20 protein-coding genes are annotated in these 19,648 nt (G+C 55.6%); 19 read left to right on the forward strand and 1 reads right to left on the reverse strand.

What is annotated here, in order from left to right; genetic code table 11:
* Positions 1-714 precede the first annotated feature (714 nt).
* From J2Z70_RS26335 to J2Z70_RS26350, 4 genes are all read left to right on the forward strand, one after another.
* The gene (locus tag J2Z70_RS26335; protein ID WP_209878104.1) at positions 715-2,154 is read left to right on the forward strand and encodes a PTS mannitol transporter subunit IIBC; all 1,440 of its coding nucleotides are present in this window, start codon (positions 715-717) and stop codon (positions 2,152-2,154) included.
* A gap of 207 nt (positions 2,155-2,361) precedes the next feature.
* On the forward strand, positions 2,362-4,428 hold the full coding sequence (locus tag J2Z70_RS26340; RefSeq protein ID WP_209878106.1) for a BglG family transcription antiterminator: 2,067 nt from the start codon (positions 2,362-2,364) through the stop codon (positions 4,426-4,428).
* Between the two features lie 16 nt (positions 4,429-4,444).
* Positions 4,445-4,879 (forward strand): PTS mannitol transporter subunit IIA, encoded by a 435-nt coding sequence (locus J2Z70_RS26345; protein ID WP_076079725.1) that lies wholly within the window; start codon positions 4,445-4,447, stop codon positions 4,877-4,879.
* Complete coding sequence (locus J2Z70_RS26350) at positions 4,879-6,024, forward strand: mannitol-1-phosphate 5-dehydrogenase (RefSeq protein WP_209878108.1); 1,146 nt, start codon at positions 4,879-4,881, stop codon at positions 6,022-6,024. Before J2Z70_RS26345 ends, J2Z70_RS26350 begins: the two co-directional genes overlap by 1 nt.
* 112 nt (positions 6,025-6,136) lie before the next feature.
* On the opposite strand, the gene J2Z70_RS26355 is transcribed toward J2Z70_RS26350, so the two are convergent.
* Entirely contained in the window at positions 6,137-7,210 is a 1,074-nt protein-coding gene (locus tag J2Z70_RS26355; RefSeq protein ID WP_209878110.1) for a M42 family metallopeptidase, read from the reverse strand.
* A gap of 148 nt (positions 7,211-7,358) precedes the next feature.
* On the opposite strand from J2Z70_RS26355, the gene J2Z70_RS26360 reads away from it, so the two are divergent.
* From J2Z70_RS26360 to J2Z70_RS26430, 15 genes are all read left to right on the forward strand, one after another.
* Positions 7,359-7,535 carry a hypothetical protein gene (locus J2Z70_RS26360; protein ID WP_209878112.1) on the forward strand — a complete coding sequence of 59 codons (177 nt, stop codon included), beginning with the start codon at positions 7,359-7,361 and terminating at the stop codon, positions 7,533-7,535.
* A 134-nt stretch (positions 7,536-7,669) separates the two neighbouring features.
* A complete protein-coding gene (gene spoVAC / locus J2Z70_RS26365) occupies positions 7,670-8,167 on the forward strand; it encodes a stage V sporulation protein AC (RefSeq protein ID WP_076079722.1) in 498 nt (165 codons plus the stop codon).
* A 3-nt stretch (positions 8,168-8,170) separates the two neighbouring features.
* A complete protein-coding gene (gene spoVAD, locus J2Z70_RS26370; protein ID WP_209878113.1) occupies positions 8,171-9,205 on the forward strand; it encodes a stage V sporulation protein AD in 1,035 nt (344 codons plus the stop codon).
* Positions 9,202-9,552: a stage V sporulation protein AE gene (gene spoVAE / locus J2Z70_RS26375; protein WP_036697920.1), complete on the forward strand. Its 351-nt coding sequence runs from the start codon at positions 9,202-9,204 to the stop codon at positions 9,550-9,552. The genes spoVAD and spoVAE overlap by 4 nt, the downstream gene beginning before the upstream one ends.
* A gap of 221 nt (positions 9,553-9,773) precedes the next feature.
* Positions 9,774-10,730: an AAA family ATPase gene (locus tag J2Z70_RS26380; RefSeq protein WP_076079719.1), complete on the forward strand. Its 957-nt coding sequence runs from the start codon at positions 9,774-9,776 to the stop codon at positions 10,728-10,730.
* Position 10,731: 1 nt separating this feature from the next.
* Positions 10,732-11,982, forward strand: a complete 1,251-nt coding sequence (locus tag J2Z70_RS26385; protein ID WP_209878114.1) for a DUF58 domain-containing protein — start codon at positions 10,732-10,734, stop codon at positions 11,980-11,982.
* Positions 11,979-14,222: a DUF4129 domain-containing transglutaminase family protein gene (locus tag J2Z70_RS26390; RefSeq protein WP_209878115.1), complete on the forward strand. Its 2,244-nt coding sequence runs from the start codon at positions 11,979-11,981 to the stop codon at positions 14,220-14,222. Before J2Z70_RS26385 ends, J2Z70_RS26390 begins: the two co-directional genes overlap by 4 nt.
* Before the next feature lie 95 nt (positions 14,223-14,317).
* Entirely contained in the window at positions 14,318-14,842 is a 525-nt protein-coding gene (locus J2Z70_RS26395; RefSeq protein ID WP_036697929.1) for a YqeG family HAD IIIA-type phosphatase, read from the forward strand.
* A gap of 8 nt (positions 14,843-14,850) precedes the next feature.
* The gene (gene yqeH / locus J2Z70_RS26400; protein WP_209878215.1) at positions 14,851-15,972 is read left to right on the forward strand and encodes a ribosome biogenesis GTPase YqeH; all 1,122 of its coding nucleotides are present in this window, start codon (positions 14,851-14,853) and stop codon (positions 15,970-15,972) included.
* Between the two features lie 20 nt (positions 15,973-15,992).
* Positions 15,993-16,871 (forward strand): shikimate dehydrogenase, encoded by an 879-nt coding sequence (aroE, locus tag J2Z70_RS26405; RefSeq protein WP_209878116.1) that lies wholly within the window; start codon positions 15,993-15,995, stop codon positions 16,869-16,871.
* A 51-nt stretch (positions 16,872-16,922) separates the two neighbouring features.
* Positions 16,923-17,216: a ribosome assembly RNA-binding protein YhbY gene (yhbY, locus tag J2Z70_RS26410; RefSeq protein ID WP_036697934.1), complete on the forward strand. Its 294-nt coding sequence runs from the start codon at positions 16,923-16,925 to the stop codon at positions 17,214-17,216.
* Between the two features lie 12 nt (positions 17,217-17,228).
* Entirely contained in the window at positions 17,229-17,819 is a 591-nt protein-coding gene (locus J2Z70_RS26415) for a nicotinate-nucleotide adenylyltransferase (protein ID WP_209878117.1), read from the forward strand.
* A complete protein-coding gene (yqeK, locus tag J2Z70_RS26420) occupies positions 17,803-18,381 on the forward strand; it encodes a bis(5'-nucleosyl)-tetraphosphatase (symmetrical) YqeK (RefSeq protein WP_209878118.1) in 579 nt (192 codons plus the stop codon). Before J2Z70_RS26415 ends, yqeK begins: the two co-directional genes overlap by 17 nt.
* Complete coding sequence (gene rsfS / locus J2Z70_RS26425; RefSeq protein WP_036725699.1) at positions 18,378-18,725, forward strand: ribosome silencing factor; 348 nt, start codon at positions 18,378-18,380, stop codon at positions 18,723-18,725. Before yqeK ends, rsfS begins: the two co-directional genes overlap by 4 nt.
* Positions 18,722-19,645, forward strand: coding sequence for a CvfB family protein (locus J2Z70_RS26430; protein WP_209878119.1), 924 nt, complete (start codon positions 18,722-18,724; stop codon positions 19,643-19,645). Before rsfS ends, J2Z70_RS26430 begins: the two co-directional genes overlap by 4 nt.
* Positions 19,646-19,648: the final 3 nt, after the last annotated feature.

Genomic DNA, 19,648 nt, shown 5'->3' on the forward strand with positions numbered 1-19,648 from the left:
TTCGCGGTATGAGCGCCAAAGGGGCAAATGAGGGGCACTAATGCTCCTGAATTCGCGGTATGAGCGCCAAAGGGGCAAATGAGGGGCACTAATGCTCCTGAATTCGCGGTATGAGCGCCAAAGGGGCAAATGAGGGGCACTAATGCCCCTGAATTCCTCGAATGAGGGCCGAGGGAGCCAATGAGGGGCACTAATGCCCCTGAATTCCTCGAATGAGGGCCGAGGGAGCCAATGAGGGGCACTAATGCCCCAGAATTCGCGGAATGAGCGCCAAAGGGGCAAATGAGGGGCACTAATGCTCCTGAATTCCTCGAATGAGGGCCAAAGGAGCAGATGAGGTGCACAAGTGCCCCTGAATTCGCCGGATGCCCCCGACAGCGGGCAAATATAGCCGTATGAGCTACAGCCCTAAGTTCTTACATTATCCATCCGCAGGTTGATTCTGTTCTTTACACTACCTAAGCCTTAAATGATATTATACGTGAAATTGTGCATCCTATGAGGAAGCTTGTAGGCCGTTGGAAGCAAGGAGGATACTGGACTTAAGCCCCTTGGCAGGAGCTCTTAAATGTTGTCAACAATGTTCATGCCGAAACCGTGTTTTCAATTTGGTGACAAAGAAAGCGCTTTGATTTACGATGTGTTCAAAGGGAAAACACCTTTCAGTATGCGGTGCGGAAGGTTCCCGTTCATTACAATAAGGGGGCATCTTAAATGGCCACAACGGCAACGAAACAAACTTCATCCGGCGGTGCAAGGGTGAAGGTTCAACAATTCGGACGTATGCTCAGCGGTATGGTTATGCCGAATATCGGCGCTTTTATCGCATGGGGATTGATTACAGCATTATTCATTCCAACGGGCTGGTATCCCAATGAGAGCCTTGCAGCTCTAGTAGGCCCAATCATTAACTACCTGCTTCCTCTGCTGATCGGGTACACCGGCGGACAGATGGTTCACGGCAAACGCGGTGCTGTCATCGGCGCGCTGGTGACCATGGGGGTTATCGTCGGCTCGACGATTCCAATGTTCCTGGGTGCGATGATTGTCGGTCCGCTGGCTGCCTGGGTGCTGAAGCAGTTTGACAGAGCTGTGGACGGCAAAATCAGAGCCGGGTTCGAAATGCTGGTCAACAACTTCTCGCTGGGTATCATCGGCGGCGCTTTGACGCTTGGAGCCTTAAAGGGCGTTGGACCGCTGGTTCAAGGCTTGACCAATATCCTCTCGAATGGCGTGGAGTTCCTGGTGAACCATAACCTGCTGCCGCTCATCAATATCATCATTGAGCCGGCCAAGGTATTGTTCCTGAACAATGCAATTAACCACGGGGTACTGGGACCGATTGCGCTTGAAGAGTCCCAGAGAATCGGCAAATCCATCCTGTTCATGCTTGAATCGAATCCGGGTCCTGGTCTGGGTATCCTTCTTGCATACTGGCTGGCGGGCAAAGGTTCTGCCAAATCCTCTGCACCGGGCGCTATTATCATTCACTTCCTGGGCGGGATTCATGAGATCTACTTCCCTTACATCCTGATGAACCCTCGTCTGATTCTGGCGGTCATCGGCGGCGGAATGTCCGGTACATTCACCTTCCAGATGCTGGGCGCCGGTCTGGTAGCTTCTCCTTCACCAGGCAGTATCTTTGCCTATTTCGCAATGACGCCTAAGGGCGGATATCTTCCGATGATTGCCGGGGTTGTCGTGGCTACCATCGTATCGTTCCTGATTGCAGCTGTGCTTCTGAGATCTTCCAAGAGTAATGATGAAGAGGAGATGGATCTGGAAGCGGCAGAAGCCAGAATGAGAGACATGAAGTCGGCCGGTACAGCAGCACAGACCGCCGCAACTACAGCTGTAGCTTCCAATGTCCGCAGCAAAGCCAATGTGAACAAAATCGTCTTCGCTTGTGATGCAGGGATGGGTTCCAGTGCCATGGGGGCCTCGGTACTGAGAAAGAAACTGCAGAACGCAGGGGTCAACATTACGGTGACGAACTCTGCGGTCAGTGAAATTCCGGCGGATGCGGATATCGTGGTCACCCAGAAGACGCTTACCGACCGGGCGATTGCCAGCAATCCGAAGGCAGAGCATATCTCGATCGATAACTTCCTGAAGAGTCCGAAATATGATGAACTCGTAGAACGTTTGAAGTAAGCGGCACAAGTGTAAAATCTAAGTATATAGTTCTCGCTGAAACGGATACCGTCCCTTATAGGACGGTATATCCGTTTGTACTTGAAATATAAGAATTTATAGGCTTCGCTTTATAAATGATCCTTCTATTTTTCGCTGAAACGGTACCGTCCTTAAAAAGGGCGGCAAATCCGTTTCCACTTAATGCAAGGCGGAGGGTTAGCGGAAATGACGAAAATTACCGCCAGACAGCGCCAGATCCTGTGGCTTCTGCTTGAAGCCAGCGGAGAGATTACCGCTGTAAAAATTGCCGAGGCTACCGGGGTAAGCGTAAGGACCGTACACCGGGAGATGGAGGATATAGAGTCCGCGCTTGAGGACTTTGGTCTTGATCTGATCAAAAAATCAGGCAAAGGCATCCAGTTGAGCGGCCCGGAGGCCGGTCTTGCGGAGCTGCGCCTATTCCTGCGTGAAGAGAAGCCGGCGGATTATTCCGGCGAAGACCGCAAGGTATTCGAGCTCTGCGTGCTGCTGGAGGCAGAGGAGCCGGTGAAGCTTTTCACACTTGCGCATTCCCTCAAGGTTACAGTTGCTTCTATTAGCTACGATCTGGATGAACTGGAGCAATGGGTCCGTAAGTTCGGCCTGGAGCTGGTTCGTAGACGAGGCTACGGCGTAGAAATCACCGGCAGCGAGATCGACAAGCGCCGGGCGATTGGCCGGTTAGCCGCAGAGCATCTGGATCTGTCTGATCTGGTCGGCCATGGTTCTCTGGCTGAGAGCAATCCGGCTTTTCGTATGCTGTTGACTACAGTCGGTCAGTCCAACCTCATGGAAGTAGAGAACACGCTGTGGGATATGGAATGGAAATGGACGGCGGAGCTGCCCGAAATTGTCTATATGGAAATGCTCCTGGCCCTTGCTGTCACTACCCGGCGGATTGAGCTTAGCCGGAGTATCGACAGCGGGGCGGAAGCGGGCTATTCCAGGGTGTCCGATCACCGGAACATTGCCGGAGCTGAGCGATTTGTGGGGCAGCTCGCAGAGGTGCTTGAGCTGAAGATTCCCCGGGTAGAGATTCTATATATTGCCGGGCTGTTCGACCGGGTTCAGGATTCCTTCTCCTCGTCGGGCTATGCCTATGGCGACATTGAATTAATGGAGATTGTCTACAAGCTGACGGAGAGTGTCGTCAAGCGGACAGGGCTGCCCTTCCAGAGTGACCGTACTCTGCGCGAGGGGCTGCTGGAGCATATTGATCCGGCGCTGAAGCGGATCCGGGAAGGCACACGCATCCGCAACCCGCTGCTCGGCCCGATCCGCAGGGATTACGAATATCTGTTCAACATCATCCGCGCAGCCGTGGAGGATATGCAGCTGGAACTGGAGATTCCGGATGAAGAGATCGGATTTCTGGTCATGCATTTCGGAGCTTCCGCAGAGCGGCTGAACCAGCTAAGGCGCAACGTAAGAGCCATTCTGGTCTGTGCCAGCGGCCTTAGCTCCTCCCGGCTGCTAGCCACCCGGCTGACCAAGGAAATGCCGCAGATTGAGATTCTCGGCAACATCTCCTGGTATGAAGCGGCACGCCTGCCGGATGAAAGTTACGATCTGATTATATCTACCATTGATCTGCCGATTGATAAGGAGCGTTACATCAAGATCAGCCCCCTGCTCACAGCGGAGGAGATTGAGAAGCTGCTGAATTACATCCAGAATACTACCCTGCGGGAACGAGGGAAGGGGATGTCCGGTGAACCGGAACATGCGGCGCGGGAGGAAGCCTCGCTTGAACGGCTCAGGAGCTACAAGGGTATTCTGGATGAGATCGTCAGCTTGCTGGAGCGGTTCCGCTTCCATCCGATTGATAATAAGGGGATGGATTTGTCAGCGACGATAGTGGAGATGCTGGAGACACTGAATGGAAACGGCGTGGTCGGGGATGCCGGTATTGTGCTGGAGCGTCTGCTCGAACGGGAGCGGATGACCAGCCAGGTGATCCCGGATACCGCATTGGCGTTATTCCATACCAGAAGCAGCCATATTCACCTGTCATCGCTGACCCTGTACCGGCTTGATCAGCCCGTAATTCTGGAGGGGGATACAGAGGTCAGAGTCATTCTGCTCATGCTGGCTCCGCGCAGACTCTCCAAGGAGAGCCTGGAGGTGCTCAGCGAGATCAGCGCACTACTGCTGAATTCCGAGCTGGTTCAATTGCTGGAAGAACGTTCAGAGTCAGAGATCCGGGGGTATTTGTCCTCGGAGCTGCTTCATTTTTTCCAAAATAAAAGTTGAAAGCGGGAGAAACCATATGAGTATACTGTCAGAAAATAAAGTGATTATGCACGGTGCGGCAAACGATAAATACGAAGCCATCAAGATGGCGGGCAAGCTGCTGGTCGATGCAGGGCATGTAACGGAGGAATATGTTCCCAAGATGCTGGAGCGCGAGGAAGTGGTGTCCACTTATATGGGCGGCGGATTGGCTATTCCGCATGGTACCAAGGAAGCGCGTCCTTTTATTAAGTCAACTGGGTTGTCTATCATCCGCTTTCCGGACGGGGTGGATTTCGGCGGCGATGAGCCGGCGTTTGTAGTCATCGGCATTGCAGCCGCAGGTGACGGGCATATGGAGGTTCTGACGAACGTGGCGATGATTTTCACCGAGGATGATGCTATTGACCGCGTCATGAACGCCCCTACGGCTGCTGATGTTATTGCAATCTTCGAAGGGGGACTGGAGTAATGAAGGCGGTCCATTTCGGCGCGGGCAATATCGGCAGGGGCTTCATCGGGCTGCTGCTGTCGCAGGCGGGCTATGAAGTTACTTTTGTGGATGTGAATGAGGCCTTTGTTACCCAGCTCAAGGAACGCGGCGAGTATCCGGTCACGCTGGCCAGCGACGGTCAGGAAACGGTCATCGTGAAGAATGTAACGGCTCTTAGCAGTGTCACGCATGCGGATGAAGTGGCGGCCGCCATTGCTGAAGCCGATTTGGTTACAACCGCGGTCGGCGTGTCAATTCTGAAGCACATTGCGGGAACGGTGGCGGACGGCATCCGCCGGAGAGTAGCTGTCTCCTCCGCACCGCTGCATGTTATTGCCTGCGAGAATGCGATTGGCGGCAGTGCACAACTCAAGGAGCTGGTGTACGCGAAGCTCGATGAAGCTGCACGTGAGAAGGCTGAATCTTCTGTTGCTTTTCCTAACGCGGCAGTGGACCGGATCGTTCCGCTCCAGCAGCATGAGGATATTCTGAAGGTGGTCGTTGAGCCGTTCTATGAATGGGTGGTGGACGCCTCGCAGATGATCCCGGGCTATACGCCGGTTGAAGGTGTGCATTATGTAGAGAATCTGGAGCCGTATATTGAACGCAAGCTCTTCACTGTGAACACGGGGCACTGCTCTGCGGCGTACCTGGGCTATCTGCAGGGCTACGAGACCATACAGCAGGCTATGGCGGATGAGGCGTTAACGGCGAAGGTTCGTGAGGTACTTGAGGAGACCGGCGCAGTGCTGGTCCAGAAGCATGGCTTCGATGCAGCGGAACACAGTAAGTATATCGATAAAATCCTGGAGCGCTTCCGCAATCCGGCGCTGACTGATGAGGTGTCCCGTGTAGGCCGTTCGCCGCTGCGCAAGCTGTCGCCAAATGATCGTCTGGTATCCCCTGCAACGCAGGCGTATGAGAGAGGGCTAAGTTACACCGCGTTGACACGTTCCATGGCCGGTGCGCTGCTGTTCAAGGCAGGCGATGACCCGGAAGCGGTGGAGCTGCAAGCCGCAATCGCGGAGCTTGGAGCAGAAGCAGCGCTGACGAAGTATACGGGTCTTGCTGCGGATCACCCTATTCATCAGTCGGCGATGGAGCAATACGCGAAGCTAAGCTAAGAACATATGAGCTAACAACATAAAAATACAGCAGCAGGGAAAGCCTATAAGCTTATCCCTGCTGCTGTTTGCGTTAGTCTGTGAGAGCTAAAGCCCCACTTTGTGTGGGCTATTAGCTGTTCTCCAGAATCGTCTGCAGTGTCGTGCGGTCCAGTCCTTGTACCAGCTTAATCAGCAGCTCTTTGGCTGCCGCATAATCATCACTGTGGATGATCGAGGTTGCCGTGTGGATGTAACGGGAGCAGATCCCGATCACCGCTGAAGGAATACCGATTCCGCTGAGATGCACCTGGCCCGCATCCGTTCCCCCCTGGGAGACGAAATACTGGTATTTGATCTTATGGGTGTCAGCTGTATCCTGCACATATTCAATCAGTCCCCGGTGGGTAATCATCGTCGGGTCAAAAATACGCAGCAGTGCGCCCTGGCCCAGATGGCCGAAGGCCTGGCGGTCACCGGTCATATCGGCAGCGGCGCTGGCATCCAGCCCGAAGAAAATATCCGGCTGCAGCAGATTGGCAGCCGTCCGGGCACCGCGCAGCCCAACCTCTTCCTGAACGGTAGCGCCGCAGTAGAGCGTATTCGGCAAGGCTTGTCCGTGCAGTTCCTTCATTAATTCAATAGCCAGGCCGACACCGTAGCGGTTGTCCCAGGCCTTGGCCATAATCTTCTTCGGATTGGCCAGCGGTGTGAACGGGCAGACCGGCACGACCTGCTGTCCCGGAGCTACACCGAAGCTCTGCGCCTCTTCCCGGCTGTCTGCGCCGATATCGATGTACATCTTGCTGATCTCCCCGGCCTTGCCGCGTTCATCCGCGCTCAGCAGATGGATAGGTGTACTGCCGACCACGCCGTTCAGCGTACCCTTCGGTGTAATAATCTGCAGGCGCTGTGAGGCCACGGCCGAAGCGAGCCATCCGCCCAGCGGTGTGAAGCGGATCATCCCGTTGTCTGTAATGCCGGTAACCATGAAGCCTACCTCATCGAAATGGCCGGCCACCATAATCTTGGGACCGTTAGCTTCACCGCGCATCACGCCGAACAGGCTGCCCAGTCGGTCCTGTACAAATTCGTCCGTATAAGGCGTCATTGCCTCTTTGACATAAGCGCGCAGTTCGCGCTCGAAGCCGGAGGCTGAGGGGAATTCAGTCAATGTCTTAAATAATTCAAGTGTGTCTGTATTCATACATATATCGCTCCTTTATGTCATCTAGTATGAACATTGTTGCGCCTCTTGTCCATGCTGGAAGGGCAAATGAACACAGAGGCTCATTGTGCGAATACTATACGGTAAGGGCTCTGCAGGCAGGGGCCGGAGAAAGGAAGCGAGGAGAATGTGGCTCTCGGGGAGCGTAGCCCAGGCAGGCAGCCGGAGCGGTTTCCGGAAAGTGCCGGTCCGCAGGCAGGGCTTGCCCAGGCGGTACCGCCGCCGGTACGGGCGGGAGAATGAGGCAGTGCTGATTCTGGTGCTGTTTCTGCTGCTGATTGTTGTGCTGTTTTATTTTTCCTGAGCAGGAGGGACATAACGGGGCCGCCTGAAGTGAACAATAAGGAAAACTTAATTCTGCATAGCACGAAGGAACGGGACTACAGCTTACCCGCTGCCCGTTCCCTTTCGTATCCAACAGTTCAGGGGGTGTCTGCATTGCCGGCAAAAACAAAAAAGTCAGGCGTCAAGCTGAACCTTGACGGTCTGACCCCGAAGGCTTATCAGGAATTGGCCAAGCCTTACGTGCCTTCTCGTCCTGTATTCAAGAATTGTATACGCGCCTTCCTCTCCGGGGGACTCATCTGTGTGCTGGGACAAGGCATCCAGGAAGCATTCATGGCGATATTCGATATGACCTCAAGAGAGGCGGCAAGTCCGACCGTGGCCATTCTGATTCTGCTCTCCGTCATACTGACCAGCTTCGGGGTATATGACAAGCTCGCCCAGTGGTGCGGTGCAGGCACAGCGGTACCCGTCACAGGATTCGCCAACAGCATGTGCTCTGCCGCACTGGAGCACAGGGCTGAAGGGCTGGTGCTGGGCGTGGGCGGGAACATGTTCAAGCTGGCCGGTTCGGTTATTGTGTTCGGTGTCGTTGCCGCTTTTATCGTGGGAGTAGTGTATGCCGTTATGGGCTGGGGAGGTGCGCATTAAACGATGAAGCAGCTCGGCAGTCAGACCTGGGAATTTACGAACCGTCCGGTGATCCTCGGAACCTCCGCTGTGGTGGGGCCTGAAGAGGGAGAAGGGCCGCTGGCCTCAAGCTTCGACTTCGTCTATGATTCGCTGGAGATGGGCGAGAAGACATGGGAGAAGGCAGAACGCGCCCTGTTCGAAAAAGCCGCCAAGCTCGCCCTGATGAATGCGAATCTCGAGCAGGAGAAGCTGGAGTTCTTCGTCGGTGGGGATCTGATGAATCAGATCATCAGCAGCTCCTTCGCCGCGCGGAAGCTCGGCGTGCCTTACTTGGGAGTGTTCGGTGCCTGCTCCACCTCGATGGAGAGCCTCGCCATCGCCTCCATGATTGTGGATTCCGGCGGCGGCAAGTACGCGCTGGCCGGCACATCCAGCCATAACTGTACAGTTGAGAAGCAGTTCCGCTACCCGACAGAGTATGGCTCGCAGAAGCCGCCCACCGCCCAATATACCGTTACAGGCTCCGGCTGCGCAGTGGTAGGAGTGAACGATGGGACGGTTCAAGGGCCGCTTGTGGTGTACGCAACTCTTGGGCGGATCATGGACCTGGGGCTGAAAGATCCGTTCAATATGGGAACGGCCATGGCCCCGGCGGCCGCCGATACCATCACGGCACATTTCCGCGATACGGGGCTGTCGCCTGGTCACTATGATCTGATTGTTACGGGCGATCTGGCTTCCGTCGGCTTGCCGATTGCCAAGGATCTGCTGGCCAAGGAAGGCATCCCAATGGAGCAGACGGTCTTCAATGACTGCGGCCTCATGATGTACGACCTGGACAAGCAGAAGTATGTCATTGCCGGGGGAAGCGGCGCGGGCTGCTCGGCCACAGTAACCTACGGTCATATTATCGGCCGGATGAAGAAGGGTGAGTTGAAACGGGTATTGATCGTGGCGACTGGAGCGCTGCTCTCGCCGCTGTCATATCAGCAAGGGGAGAGTATTCCGTGTGTAGCCCATGCGGTAGCCCTGGAGATCGGAGGTGAGGGAGCATGATTTATTTATGGGCTTTTCTGGTCGGAGGAGCGATCTGCGTGATCGGCCAGCTGATGTTCGATGTGCTGAAGCTGACTCCGGCCCATACCATGAGTACGCTGGTGGTGCTTGGAGCGGCTGCCGATGCTTTTGGCATCTACGATCCGCTCGTGAAATTCGCCGGAGCCGGGGCCAGCGTACCCATTACCAGCTTCGGGAATTCGCTGGTCCACGGCGCGTTGACTGAGCTGGAGCGCGATGGCTGGGTCGGTGTCGTCACCGGGATCTTCGATGTGACCAGCGCCGGGATTTCCTCGGCGATTGTCTTCTCTTTCCTGGCGGCGCTGGTGGTCCGGCCGAAGGGGTAGCGGACGGTAGATGGAGCGTATATAGATATGTTGATTCCGGGATCGCCCATGGCGGTCCCTTTTTATATGAAGGAGGCTTACTCCGCCTGATGCGGGTTTCTTTTGGACAAATCTAGCATGTGACTCTACAAATTCACCTGGCCTAACATGTACTTTCGGTACTCCTATCATGTAAAATGTATATATTACTGCTTATTCTGATATAGGAGGGTTTAATATACATGCCCGTACGTCAAGAATCCACGCAAATTATGAACGCTGTCCGCACTAATCTGGAATCCTGTATTCTCGGTAAAAGCTTTGAAATAGAACTGCTGCTGACTGCACTGTTAGCAGGCGGACATGTCCTGATTGAGGATGTTCCGGGGACTGGCAAAACCCAGCTTATCCGCGCGCTCTCCCGGTCGATGTCCGGCGAATACCGGCGCATCCAGTGTAACCCGGATATTCTTCCGAGTGATATTACCGGCGTATCCGTCTATCATCCGCGTGATGAGATGTTCCACTTCCGTCCGGGCCCGGTGATGACCAATATCCTGCTGGCCGATGAGATCAACCGGGCGACCACCAAGACCCAGTCCGCACTGCTTGAGGTAATGGAAGAACGCAATGTTACGGTCGATGGAGAGACCTATCCTCTTCCGCATCCGTTCATGCTCTGTGCGACCCAGAATCCGATAGATTTCGAGGGAACCTATACCCTTCCCGAAGCTCAGCTGGACCGCTTCATGCTGCGGATCAGCCTGGGCTACCCCGATGCCGATACCGAGAAGAACCTGCTGCTAACCCATCAGCAAGGCCAACCGGTGGACAGGCTGGCTCCCGTAACCAGCATGGAGACGATTGCTGCCATTCAGGAGGAGATCCGCGATGTGTTCATCAGCGAGCCGGTGCTGAACTACCTGCTGGATGTGGTCCGCCAGACACGGGTGCATCCGCTGGTGCTGCTCGGCGCAAGCCCCCGGGCATCCTTATCATTCATGATGGCCTGCAAGGCCTACGCTTTTCTCCAGGGACGGGATTATGTGCTGCCTGATGATGTGAAGACCCTGACCCCGTACACACTGGGACACCGTATCCTGCTGCGGCCGGAATCACGCCTGGATAACGTCAGCATGGACTCCCTGCTGCAGAAGCTGCTCCAGAGCATTAACGTGCCTGTAACCATGAGGCAATAAGATGAGGGCCTTACTTACGCGGGCTGCCGCTGCGGTTCAGCTGAGGAAGTTCACGGGCGTTCTGGCGATTTGGGTAATTACACTCTTCTACGTGCTGTTTCAGGGCGGCAAAACCTCGTTCATGCTGTTCATCATGGTCTCTGTTCTTTTTCTGTATCTGTTCATTGGCGGTCTTGAAGGGGTCCGGCGGGCCAGAGGCGCACGCAGCTTCTATTCCGAACAGGATAAGCCGGATCTGCTCTATGCCGGGGGCTTTTTAAAGGTGAAGCTGGAAGTGACCATTCCGGGATTTCTGCCTTTGCCCTACGTGGTGGTAAGAGAAATTCTGAAGCGCCATAACGGAGAGTCCTGGGTGTTCGAGGAGAGCCTGATTCCAAACATGGGCGGACGGGGTGAGCTGCTGTTCCAGACGCCGCTGCTGGAGCGGGGCCGTTATTCTTTTGAGAGTACGGATATACTCAGCGAGGATATCTTCGGTCTGATGGAGCATAAGGGGACCTTCAAGGCAGAAGGCCAATTCCGGGTGATGCCCCGGGCCGTCGTAGTGCCGCGCTGGCAGTTGTATGAGCGCAAGGCGCGGCTGTCGGGGCCGCAGGTATCGCTGCTTCAGTCACGGCGCGAGACCACACAGATCAACGGTGTCCGTGATTATGTCTACGGGGACCGGCTGACGCGCATTCACTGGAATGCAACGGCGAAGACTGGCGAGTGGAAGTCGAAGGAATTCGAGCATGAATCCGTTCCCAGAACCATTCTGGTGCTGGACGGAACCTCCAGCGGCTATTACAACTCCGCACAATTCGAGCTGGCAGTCTCGGTCACGGCTTCTCTCCTCGGCTTCGGCATCCGGGAGCGGATCGGCATCGGCCTATGCTGTCTGGATAAGCACAATAAGGTGTTCAGTCCGGCGGAGGGCAATGCCGAGCGGCAAAAGATGATTCAATATTTAATAGACATCAACGCGGAAGGCAAGGGGCCGCTGATTGACAGGCTGGAGAGTGTCCAGCGGATGTTCCCCAAGGGATCGTATTTCGTACTGATCAGTCCGCAGAGCGGCAGAGCAGTGCTGGATACGCTGCGCTGGGCGGAGAACCGGGGGATGACCCCTTCCCACATTCATGTTCTTCATCCTTCCGGGAAATACCGGGCCGGAGAGTGGCAGAATATTCTGCACTCGCATGGCGTTACCGGACATAGCATCAGCACACTTCAGGAGCTTCCTGCGGTACTTGGAGGTGATTCTGTCCGATGAAGCACTGGTTCCAGGCGATACGTTCCTCATGGCATCACGGGCTGACGCTGCTATGGCTGAGCATTATCGCTATGCAGTGGGTGTCCTATACGGTGCCCTTCTGGCTGCAGGAGACCACCGTTTCTGTGGCGCTAACCCTGCTGGCTGTTACAGCTATTGAAATCATTTTTCCGTTCAAAAGAGTGTACCGCATTGTGCTGGAAGGCGCAGCAGTGGTACTTATTGTATACAACGTGATTATCAGCTACGGGATTTACATTCCCGATCCGCTGCTGCCGGCATTTCTTGACCGGCTGCCCGGGATAGCGGTATCGATGATTCCTTACATCTGGTTTGCGCTGGGGGCCTGGGCGCTGCTGCTTGTGTCCGCCTGGTGGGTGAACGGCAAGGCGCGGATTCTGATGTTCATCGCGGCGAATATCACGGCCTTCGCCGCGCTGGATTCATTCACGACAGCGGTAATGTGGCAGGAGGTAGCTTGGACGGTCTTCGCCGGTATGGGCTGGCTGGTCACCCGGCATCTGAGGAATTTCCAGCTGCATTATCCGCGCGGCTGGACCTATATGCTGAGGTATCCGATGAAGGTTGCCTTGAATATAGCGATTATTTTCTCACTGGTTATCCTTGCCGGGGTGAATATGCCGGGCGTGCGTCCCACCTTGACCGACCCTTATACCGCCTGGCAAAAGTGGAATGGTAACTCCGTCTCGTCCAGACCCTCCTCCGGGAGCGGGGATGCTGCAAGCGGCGGGTCAGCGGCGAACGGGACGACCTCGGGCTACAGCCTGAATGATGACAATCTGGGCGGGGGCTTCAACTTCGATTATTCGCCGGTCATGCAAGTGACCTCCGATCTGCGCACCTATATGCGCGGCGAGATCCGCAGTGTGTATTCGGGCAAAGGCTGGACAGATGATGATACCTCCGGCCGGGGACCGCATAACGAGGTGCAGGTGGGCGAGCCGCTGGAACGTGCTGCCGCCTCCAAGACGGAGACCCGTACGCTCAAGCAGACTGTCAAGCTGCTTGGGGGGAACAGCTATCCGGTTCTGTTCGGCGGCTATTCTATCTCGGGGGTAGACTCGGTGGATGGTCAGGAGCAGAGCAGCGGCTTATCCTGGAGGAGTAAAGACAGTGAACTGCTGTGGAATCCTGGAGGCAAGACAAGGGCTTATCCGCAGACCTATGTGGTCACCTCGGAGGTACCGATCGTTCCCCTTCAGGAGTTAAGCAAGCAGACCTTCGAGCAGCTCTACGGGAACAGGGATATTGACCCGCAGTACCTTCAGCTCCCGGATAACTATCCTGAGCGGGTGAGCGCGCTGGCCAAGGAGATTACGGCGAGAGCGCAAACGCCTTACGAGAAGACGATTCTGCTGCAGCAATATCTGCAAGCTTCCTTCCCTTATACGAATCAGCCGGATACCTCACGGGCCAGAAGCAAGGACATGGTCGAGAGCTTCCTGTTTGAGATTAAGGAGGGATACTGCGATTACTATTCCACGGCGCTTGTCACCATGGCGAGGTCACTGGATATACCGGCCCGCTGGGTGAAGGGATATGCTCCCGGGGAGCAGGCCGAGATTCCGGATAGCGTAATGCTTCAGCAGGGCGCTGCCGGTTATGTGAATAACAACTACACGATTACCAATGCGGACGCCCACTCCTGGGCTGAGATCTATTTCGGCGATTACGGATGGGTTCCAGTAGAGGCAACGCCGGGCTTCGATGTTCCGGTGCTGACGCAGAGTGAGCAGGATAATCCGGACCAGCCTGAAGTAGAGGTTGAGGAGCCCGAGGAGCTTGAACCGGCGGCAGCGGGCCAGACGGACAAGTCCTCCGGATTCCATCCCGGCACCTGGGCCGTGGCTGGAGCAGCCGCTGTACTCCTGCTCTGGATCACATTCCTGATCTGGCAGCGCCGGCTGAGCCTGCGCTTCCTGATTACCCGTATGCGTCTCGGCGGTCAGCCGAGTCCGGCGCAAAAAGTTGTCGCAGAAACGGAGCGCTGGGTAAGGTATATGCGCAGGAAGGGTATGCTGAAGAAAGAGCATGAAACCCTGCGCGAATCCGTGGCACGGTGGAGCGTGGAACGCCCGCAAGCTGCAGGCAGTCTTGCTGCGCTGCTGAAGATGTTCGAGCGGGCGAATTACAGCCCTGAGGTTATTGAAGACAAAGACTGGCACAGCGTGTATACTGAAGCTTTGCGGCTGCGAAAAAGCATGAAGTCCGGCAAGTAATGCCCACTGGTGATGAAATGCTGCCGGACCCTGGGGTTTTTGCAGTCCTATAGAGCCGGGTTACAAGTTTCCTGTATGAAAATGAGGTGAATGTATTGTTTGAAAGATTAGTCCCCAAGCTCCGGGTAAACACGGTGTTTGATATCGCTCTGGAGGAGCTGTACCGCCAAGGCTACCGGGGAATTATTACGGATCTGGATAATACGCTGGTCGGCGCCAAGGCGCCGCTGGCTACTCCTGAGCTGCTGCTCTGGTTCGCCAAGGTGAAGGAGCTGGGCTTCAAGCTTGTGATCGTATCCAACAACAATATGGACCGGGTGTCGCGTTTTGCCACCCCGCTGAATATTGAATTTGTACACCAGGCCAAGAAGCCCAGCAATTCCCCGTTCCTGCGGGCCATGAAGCTGATGGAGCTGGGACCGGAGCAGACGATTGTAGTCGGCGACCAGATGCTGACCGATGTATACGGCGGCAACCGGCTGGGTCTGTTCACGGTACTCGTGCTGCCGATCTCCGTCAAGGATGAGGGAATAGGAACAAGAATTAACCGCAGAGTGGAGCAGATTGCCTTGACCCGTCTGCGGAAGCAAGGATTGTGGCAAGAGGAGGATAAATCTTAATGAATGCTATGAACGATGGAACAGCGCGGCCTGAGAAATGCAGCGGCTGCGGCATTAAGCTACAGAGCGTAGACAAGGAGCTCCCCGGCTATATCCCGGAGGTCGCCTTCGAACGGGAGCCGGTAATTTGCCAGCGCTGCTTCCGGATCAAGAATTACAATGAAGCCTCTTCCGTATCGGTGAATCAGGATGAATTCCTGAAGCTGTTAAGCGGAGTAGGCGAGAAGAATGCACTGGTGATCCATATTGTGGATCTGTTCGATTTCGAAGGCAGTCTGATTTCCGGGCTGCAGCGGTTTGTCGGCAATAATCAGGTCATTCTGGCGGTGAACAAGATCGATCTGCTGCCGAAGGTGACCAACTGGAACCGATTGCGCAACTGGATGCAGCAGCGTTGTAAGGAAGAGGGATTGCGCACGGCGGAGATTGTCCTGGTCAGCGCGAAGCGCAATCAGGGCTTCGACCGTCTGCTGGAGGCCGTTACCGAGCTGCGCGGGCAGCGTGATGTATACGTTGTCGGGGCTACCAATGTAGGCAAGTCCACCTTGATTAACCGGCTGATCTCCGATTACAGTGACCTGGAAGAGGAGCTGACGACCTCCCGTTATCCGGGCACCACCCTCGATATGGTCAAAATCCCGCTGGATGACGGCCATTCCATCATTGATACGCCGGGAATCGTCTACCCGTGGCGCTACAGCGAGCTGGTCGAGCGCAAGGATCTGGGCGCAGTGATGCCCGAGAATCCGCTCAAGCCTGCGGTCTATCAGCTGAATGAAGGCCAGTCGCTGTTCTTCGGCGGACTGGGACGCTTCGACTTCATTCAGGGGGAACGCCAGTCCTTCACCTGCTTCATCAGCGGCACCCTCAAGATTCACCGCACGAAGCTGGAGCGTGCAGATTCCCTGTATCAAGACCACCGGGGCGAGCTGCTGTCTCCGCCGGGGACTGCCGACATAGACAAGCTGCCGCAGTGGCAGCGCCATGAATTCCGTATCGCCAGGAATAGTGAGACCGACCTGTTCATCTCCGGTCTGGGCTGGATCAAGGTGAACGGTACAGCCGGAGCAGTAGTAGCTGTCCATGTGCCGCGCGGCGTCAAGGTGCTTACCCGTCCTTCGCTGATCTAATTGTACAGGAGGAAGGCGACATGACTGAGACAAACAGGAATACGCAGAGTCACGGGGAGCTCCTGCTGGGCGTAATGGGCGACCCGATTGCCCAGTCCAAATCCCCGCTGATGCACGGGGCAGCGCTCCATGCGCTCGGTCTCTCCGGCGCTTATGTGCCGTTGCACATTACGCCGGACAAGCTGGGCGATGCGGTGCAGGCGATACGGACGCTTGGCTTCCGGGGCGTGAATGTAACGATCCCCCACAAGGTTGCCGTGATGGAGTATCTGGACCGGCTGGATTCAAGTGCGGTGGATGTCGGCGCAGTCAATACCATCGTCAACGACAATGGTATACTGACCGGCTTCAATACGGATGGCATCGGATATGTCCGCTCACTGAAGACAGAGGCTGCGCCGGATCTTACCGGCGCCCGCATCCTCGTGATTGGAGCCGGCGGTGCGGCCAGAGGGATTGTCTCGGCGCTGCTGAAGGAGCAGCCGGCAATGGTCCTGATTGTGAACCGAAATGAGGAACGGGCCCGTCAGCTGGCAGATAGCTTCAGCAGCCGGGGCAGCTTAACCGGAGCAGGGATGGATGCCGTTCCCGGCGTGCTTGGCAGCATGGATATTGTAATTAATACAACATCCGTAGGCATGTATCCGCATATGGAGGACATGCCGATCGATCCGGCCGGGCTGCATGAAGGGATGATCGTCAGCGATCTGATCTATAATCCGCTGCATACCCGGCTGCTTACAGAGAGTCTGAAGCGCGGCTGCACCGTTCACGGCGGGCTGGGCATGTTCGTCTACCAGGGAGCCTACGCCCTGGAGTATTGGACGGGGCTTGTGGCTCCCGCAGCGATTATGCGGCAGACTATTGCGGATTGCCTCGGCCAGGTGCCGGGCAAATGATTTTCACTGAACAGGGTAATAATATATGTTAATTAAGGAGTTTTCACATTTATGTTAACAGGCAAACAAAAACGTTATCTGCGCTCTTTGGCTCATCATCTGGATGCTGTATTTCAGGTTGGCAAAGGCGGCGTAAACGATCATCTGATCCGTCACATTGAAGAAGCTATTGAGAAACGCGAGCTGATGAAGATCAGTGTACTGAATAACAACGCTGATGATCCCAAGGAAATTGGTGCCGCGCTTGCCGAGCAGTCCGGTTCGGAGCTTGTTCAGGTTATCGGCAAGACTATCGTTCTGTACAAGGAATCACGCGACAACAAAACGATCGAGCTTCCAAGATAGGAGGTTGACCTCTTGAGAGTAGGCATAATGGGAGGGACCTTCGATCCTCTGCATATCGGCCATATGATGGCCGCTGAGACGGCGCGCGAGAGCTACAGTCTGCAGGAGGTCTGGTTCATGCCTTCGCATATTCCGCCTCATAAGCATGAGGCCGGGGCAACCGGTGAACAGCGGCTGGCTATGGTGGAAGGAGCGGTGAAGAATCACCCTTCCTTTGGCATTCTTGACTGGGAAATCGTGCGGGGCGGAGTATCCTATACGCTGGAGACGGTGATTAGTCTGCAGGAGGAGTATCCGCAGCATGAATTCTTTTTCATCGTGGGTGCGGATATGGTTCAGTATCTTCCCAAGTGGCAGGGGATTGAAGAGCTGGTGCAGCGGTTGACCTTCATCGGTGTCGGACGTCCGGGCACTCCGCTAGATCTTGGTCTGCTGCCGGAGTTCATTGCCGGTAAAGTGCTGCTGGCGGATATGCCGCTGGTCGATCTCTCCTCCACCATGCTCAGAGCCCGGGCCGCCGAAGGAAAGTCGATCCGCTATATGGTTCCGGATGCTGTATATGAATATGTTCAAAGGAGTGGATTGTATGGAGTACAGCCGTGAAGCGCTGATTGAGGCGGTCTCCGGCCAGATGCCGGACAAACGCTGGAAGCATACACTCGGTGTGATGGAGTCTGCTGTGAAGCTGGCGCAGCGGTATGGCGCTGACCCGCAGCGGGCCGAGACCGCCGCCATCCTGCATGATGTGGCCAAATATTGGCCGGTGGAACGGATGCGGGAGATCATTGAACAGAACGGATTATCCGCTGAGCTTTTGAAATATGACAAGCAGCTATGGCATGCTGAGGTTGGTGCTTATACCGCCGAGCATGATTATGGCATTACGGATTCTGAGGTACTGGACGCAATCCGTTATCATACCTCGGGACGGGAGAACATGGGCCTGCTGGAGCGGATCGTCTGTCTGGCTGATTATATTGAGCCTGGACGGGACTTCCCCGGTGTGGACGAGATCCGCAGGCTGGCGAAGGTCAGCCTGGAGGAAGGGCTGATTGCCGGACTGGATTCCACTATACGGGTGCTGCTGGAGAAGCGCCGGATCGTATTTCCGCTTACGGTGCTGGCGCGCAACGATTTAGTAAGAACATTGGAGGATAAACTATGAGTGTACAATCAAACAAGCTGTTTGAACTGGCGCTACACGCCGTTCAGGATAAAAAAGCAATGAATGTGGTGGCCCTCGATCTGCGCAGTGTGTCGCCGATCAGCGATTATTTCATCATCTGCCACGGTAATTCCGATACCCAGGTTCAGGCGATTGCCACTGAGGTGCGCAAGGTTGTTCATGAAGCTGGCGGAATGATCAAAGGCATTGAGGGGATGGATGCCGCACGCTGGGTACTGATGGACCTTGGCGATGTAATCGTCCATGTCTTCCACCGCGATGAGCGTGAATATTACAATATTGAGCGTCTGTGGTCGGATGCCAAGGTCGTGGAGACGGTATGAGTCTGATTGCAGGAACTACGGTTACGCTTGAAGTGATGCGGGAGGTATCCCCTTACGGGTACTTCCTGAGCGCAGGCGACCAGGATATCATGCTTCATTACACCGAGCTTGTGGGCAGCAAGCCGAAGATCGGCGACAAGGTGGAGGTCTTCCTCTTCTTCGATACCGAGGACCGTCCTGCGGCTACGATGAAGAAGCCATATCTGACGCTTGGCGAGATGGCGCTGCTTGAAGTGGCGGATATCCATCCCCGGCTGGGCTGCTTCCTGGAGATGGGGCTTGGACGGCAGCTGCTGCTGCCGCTCAGCGAACTTCCCGAGCTGGTGGAGCTGCGTCCGCAGATTGGGGACAAGGTCTTCGCAATTATGGAGCATGACAAGCAGGGACGTCTCCGTGCCAAGCTGGCCGGAGAGCAGGAGCTTGCGCCGCTGGCCTTGCCTGCACCGGAATCGTGGCAGGGGCAGACGGTCACTGCCCGGGTATACAAGCCGCTGCAGATGGGCACCTTCGTGCTTATAGATGCCGGTGTGCTCGGCTTCGGCATCATCGGTATGGTCCACTCCTCTGAACGCGTTCGCTTGCTGCGTCTGGGTGAAGTGATTGAAGCGCGCGTGGCCCATATCCGTGAGGATGGCCGCGTCAACCTCAGCATGGGCCACCGCAAGGAAGTGGGCCGTGATGTGGATTCGGCGGCTCTGCTGGATTTTCTGGCTTCCCGCCCAGGCGGCGGAATGCCATATTCGGATGCTACGCCTCCCGATATTATCAAGCAGCGCTTCGGCATCAGTAAATCAGCGTTCAAGCGCGCGCTTGGCAAGCTGATGAAGGAAGGGCTGGTTGTCCAGAAGGAGAACTGGACCTATCTGGCTGCCCGCGAAGAGGAGCAGGCCGGACCGGACAGCGATTCTGACAATCAATAGTAT

Source organism: Paenibacillus silagei (assembly GCF_017874735.1).
GTDB classification, from domain to species: Bacteria; Bacillota; Bacilli; order Paenibacillales; family Paenibacillaceae; genus Paenibacillus_AQ; species Paenibacillus_AQ silagei.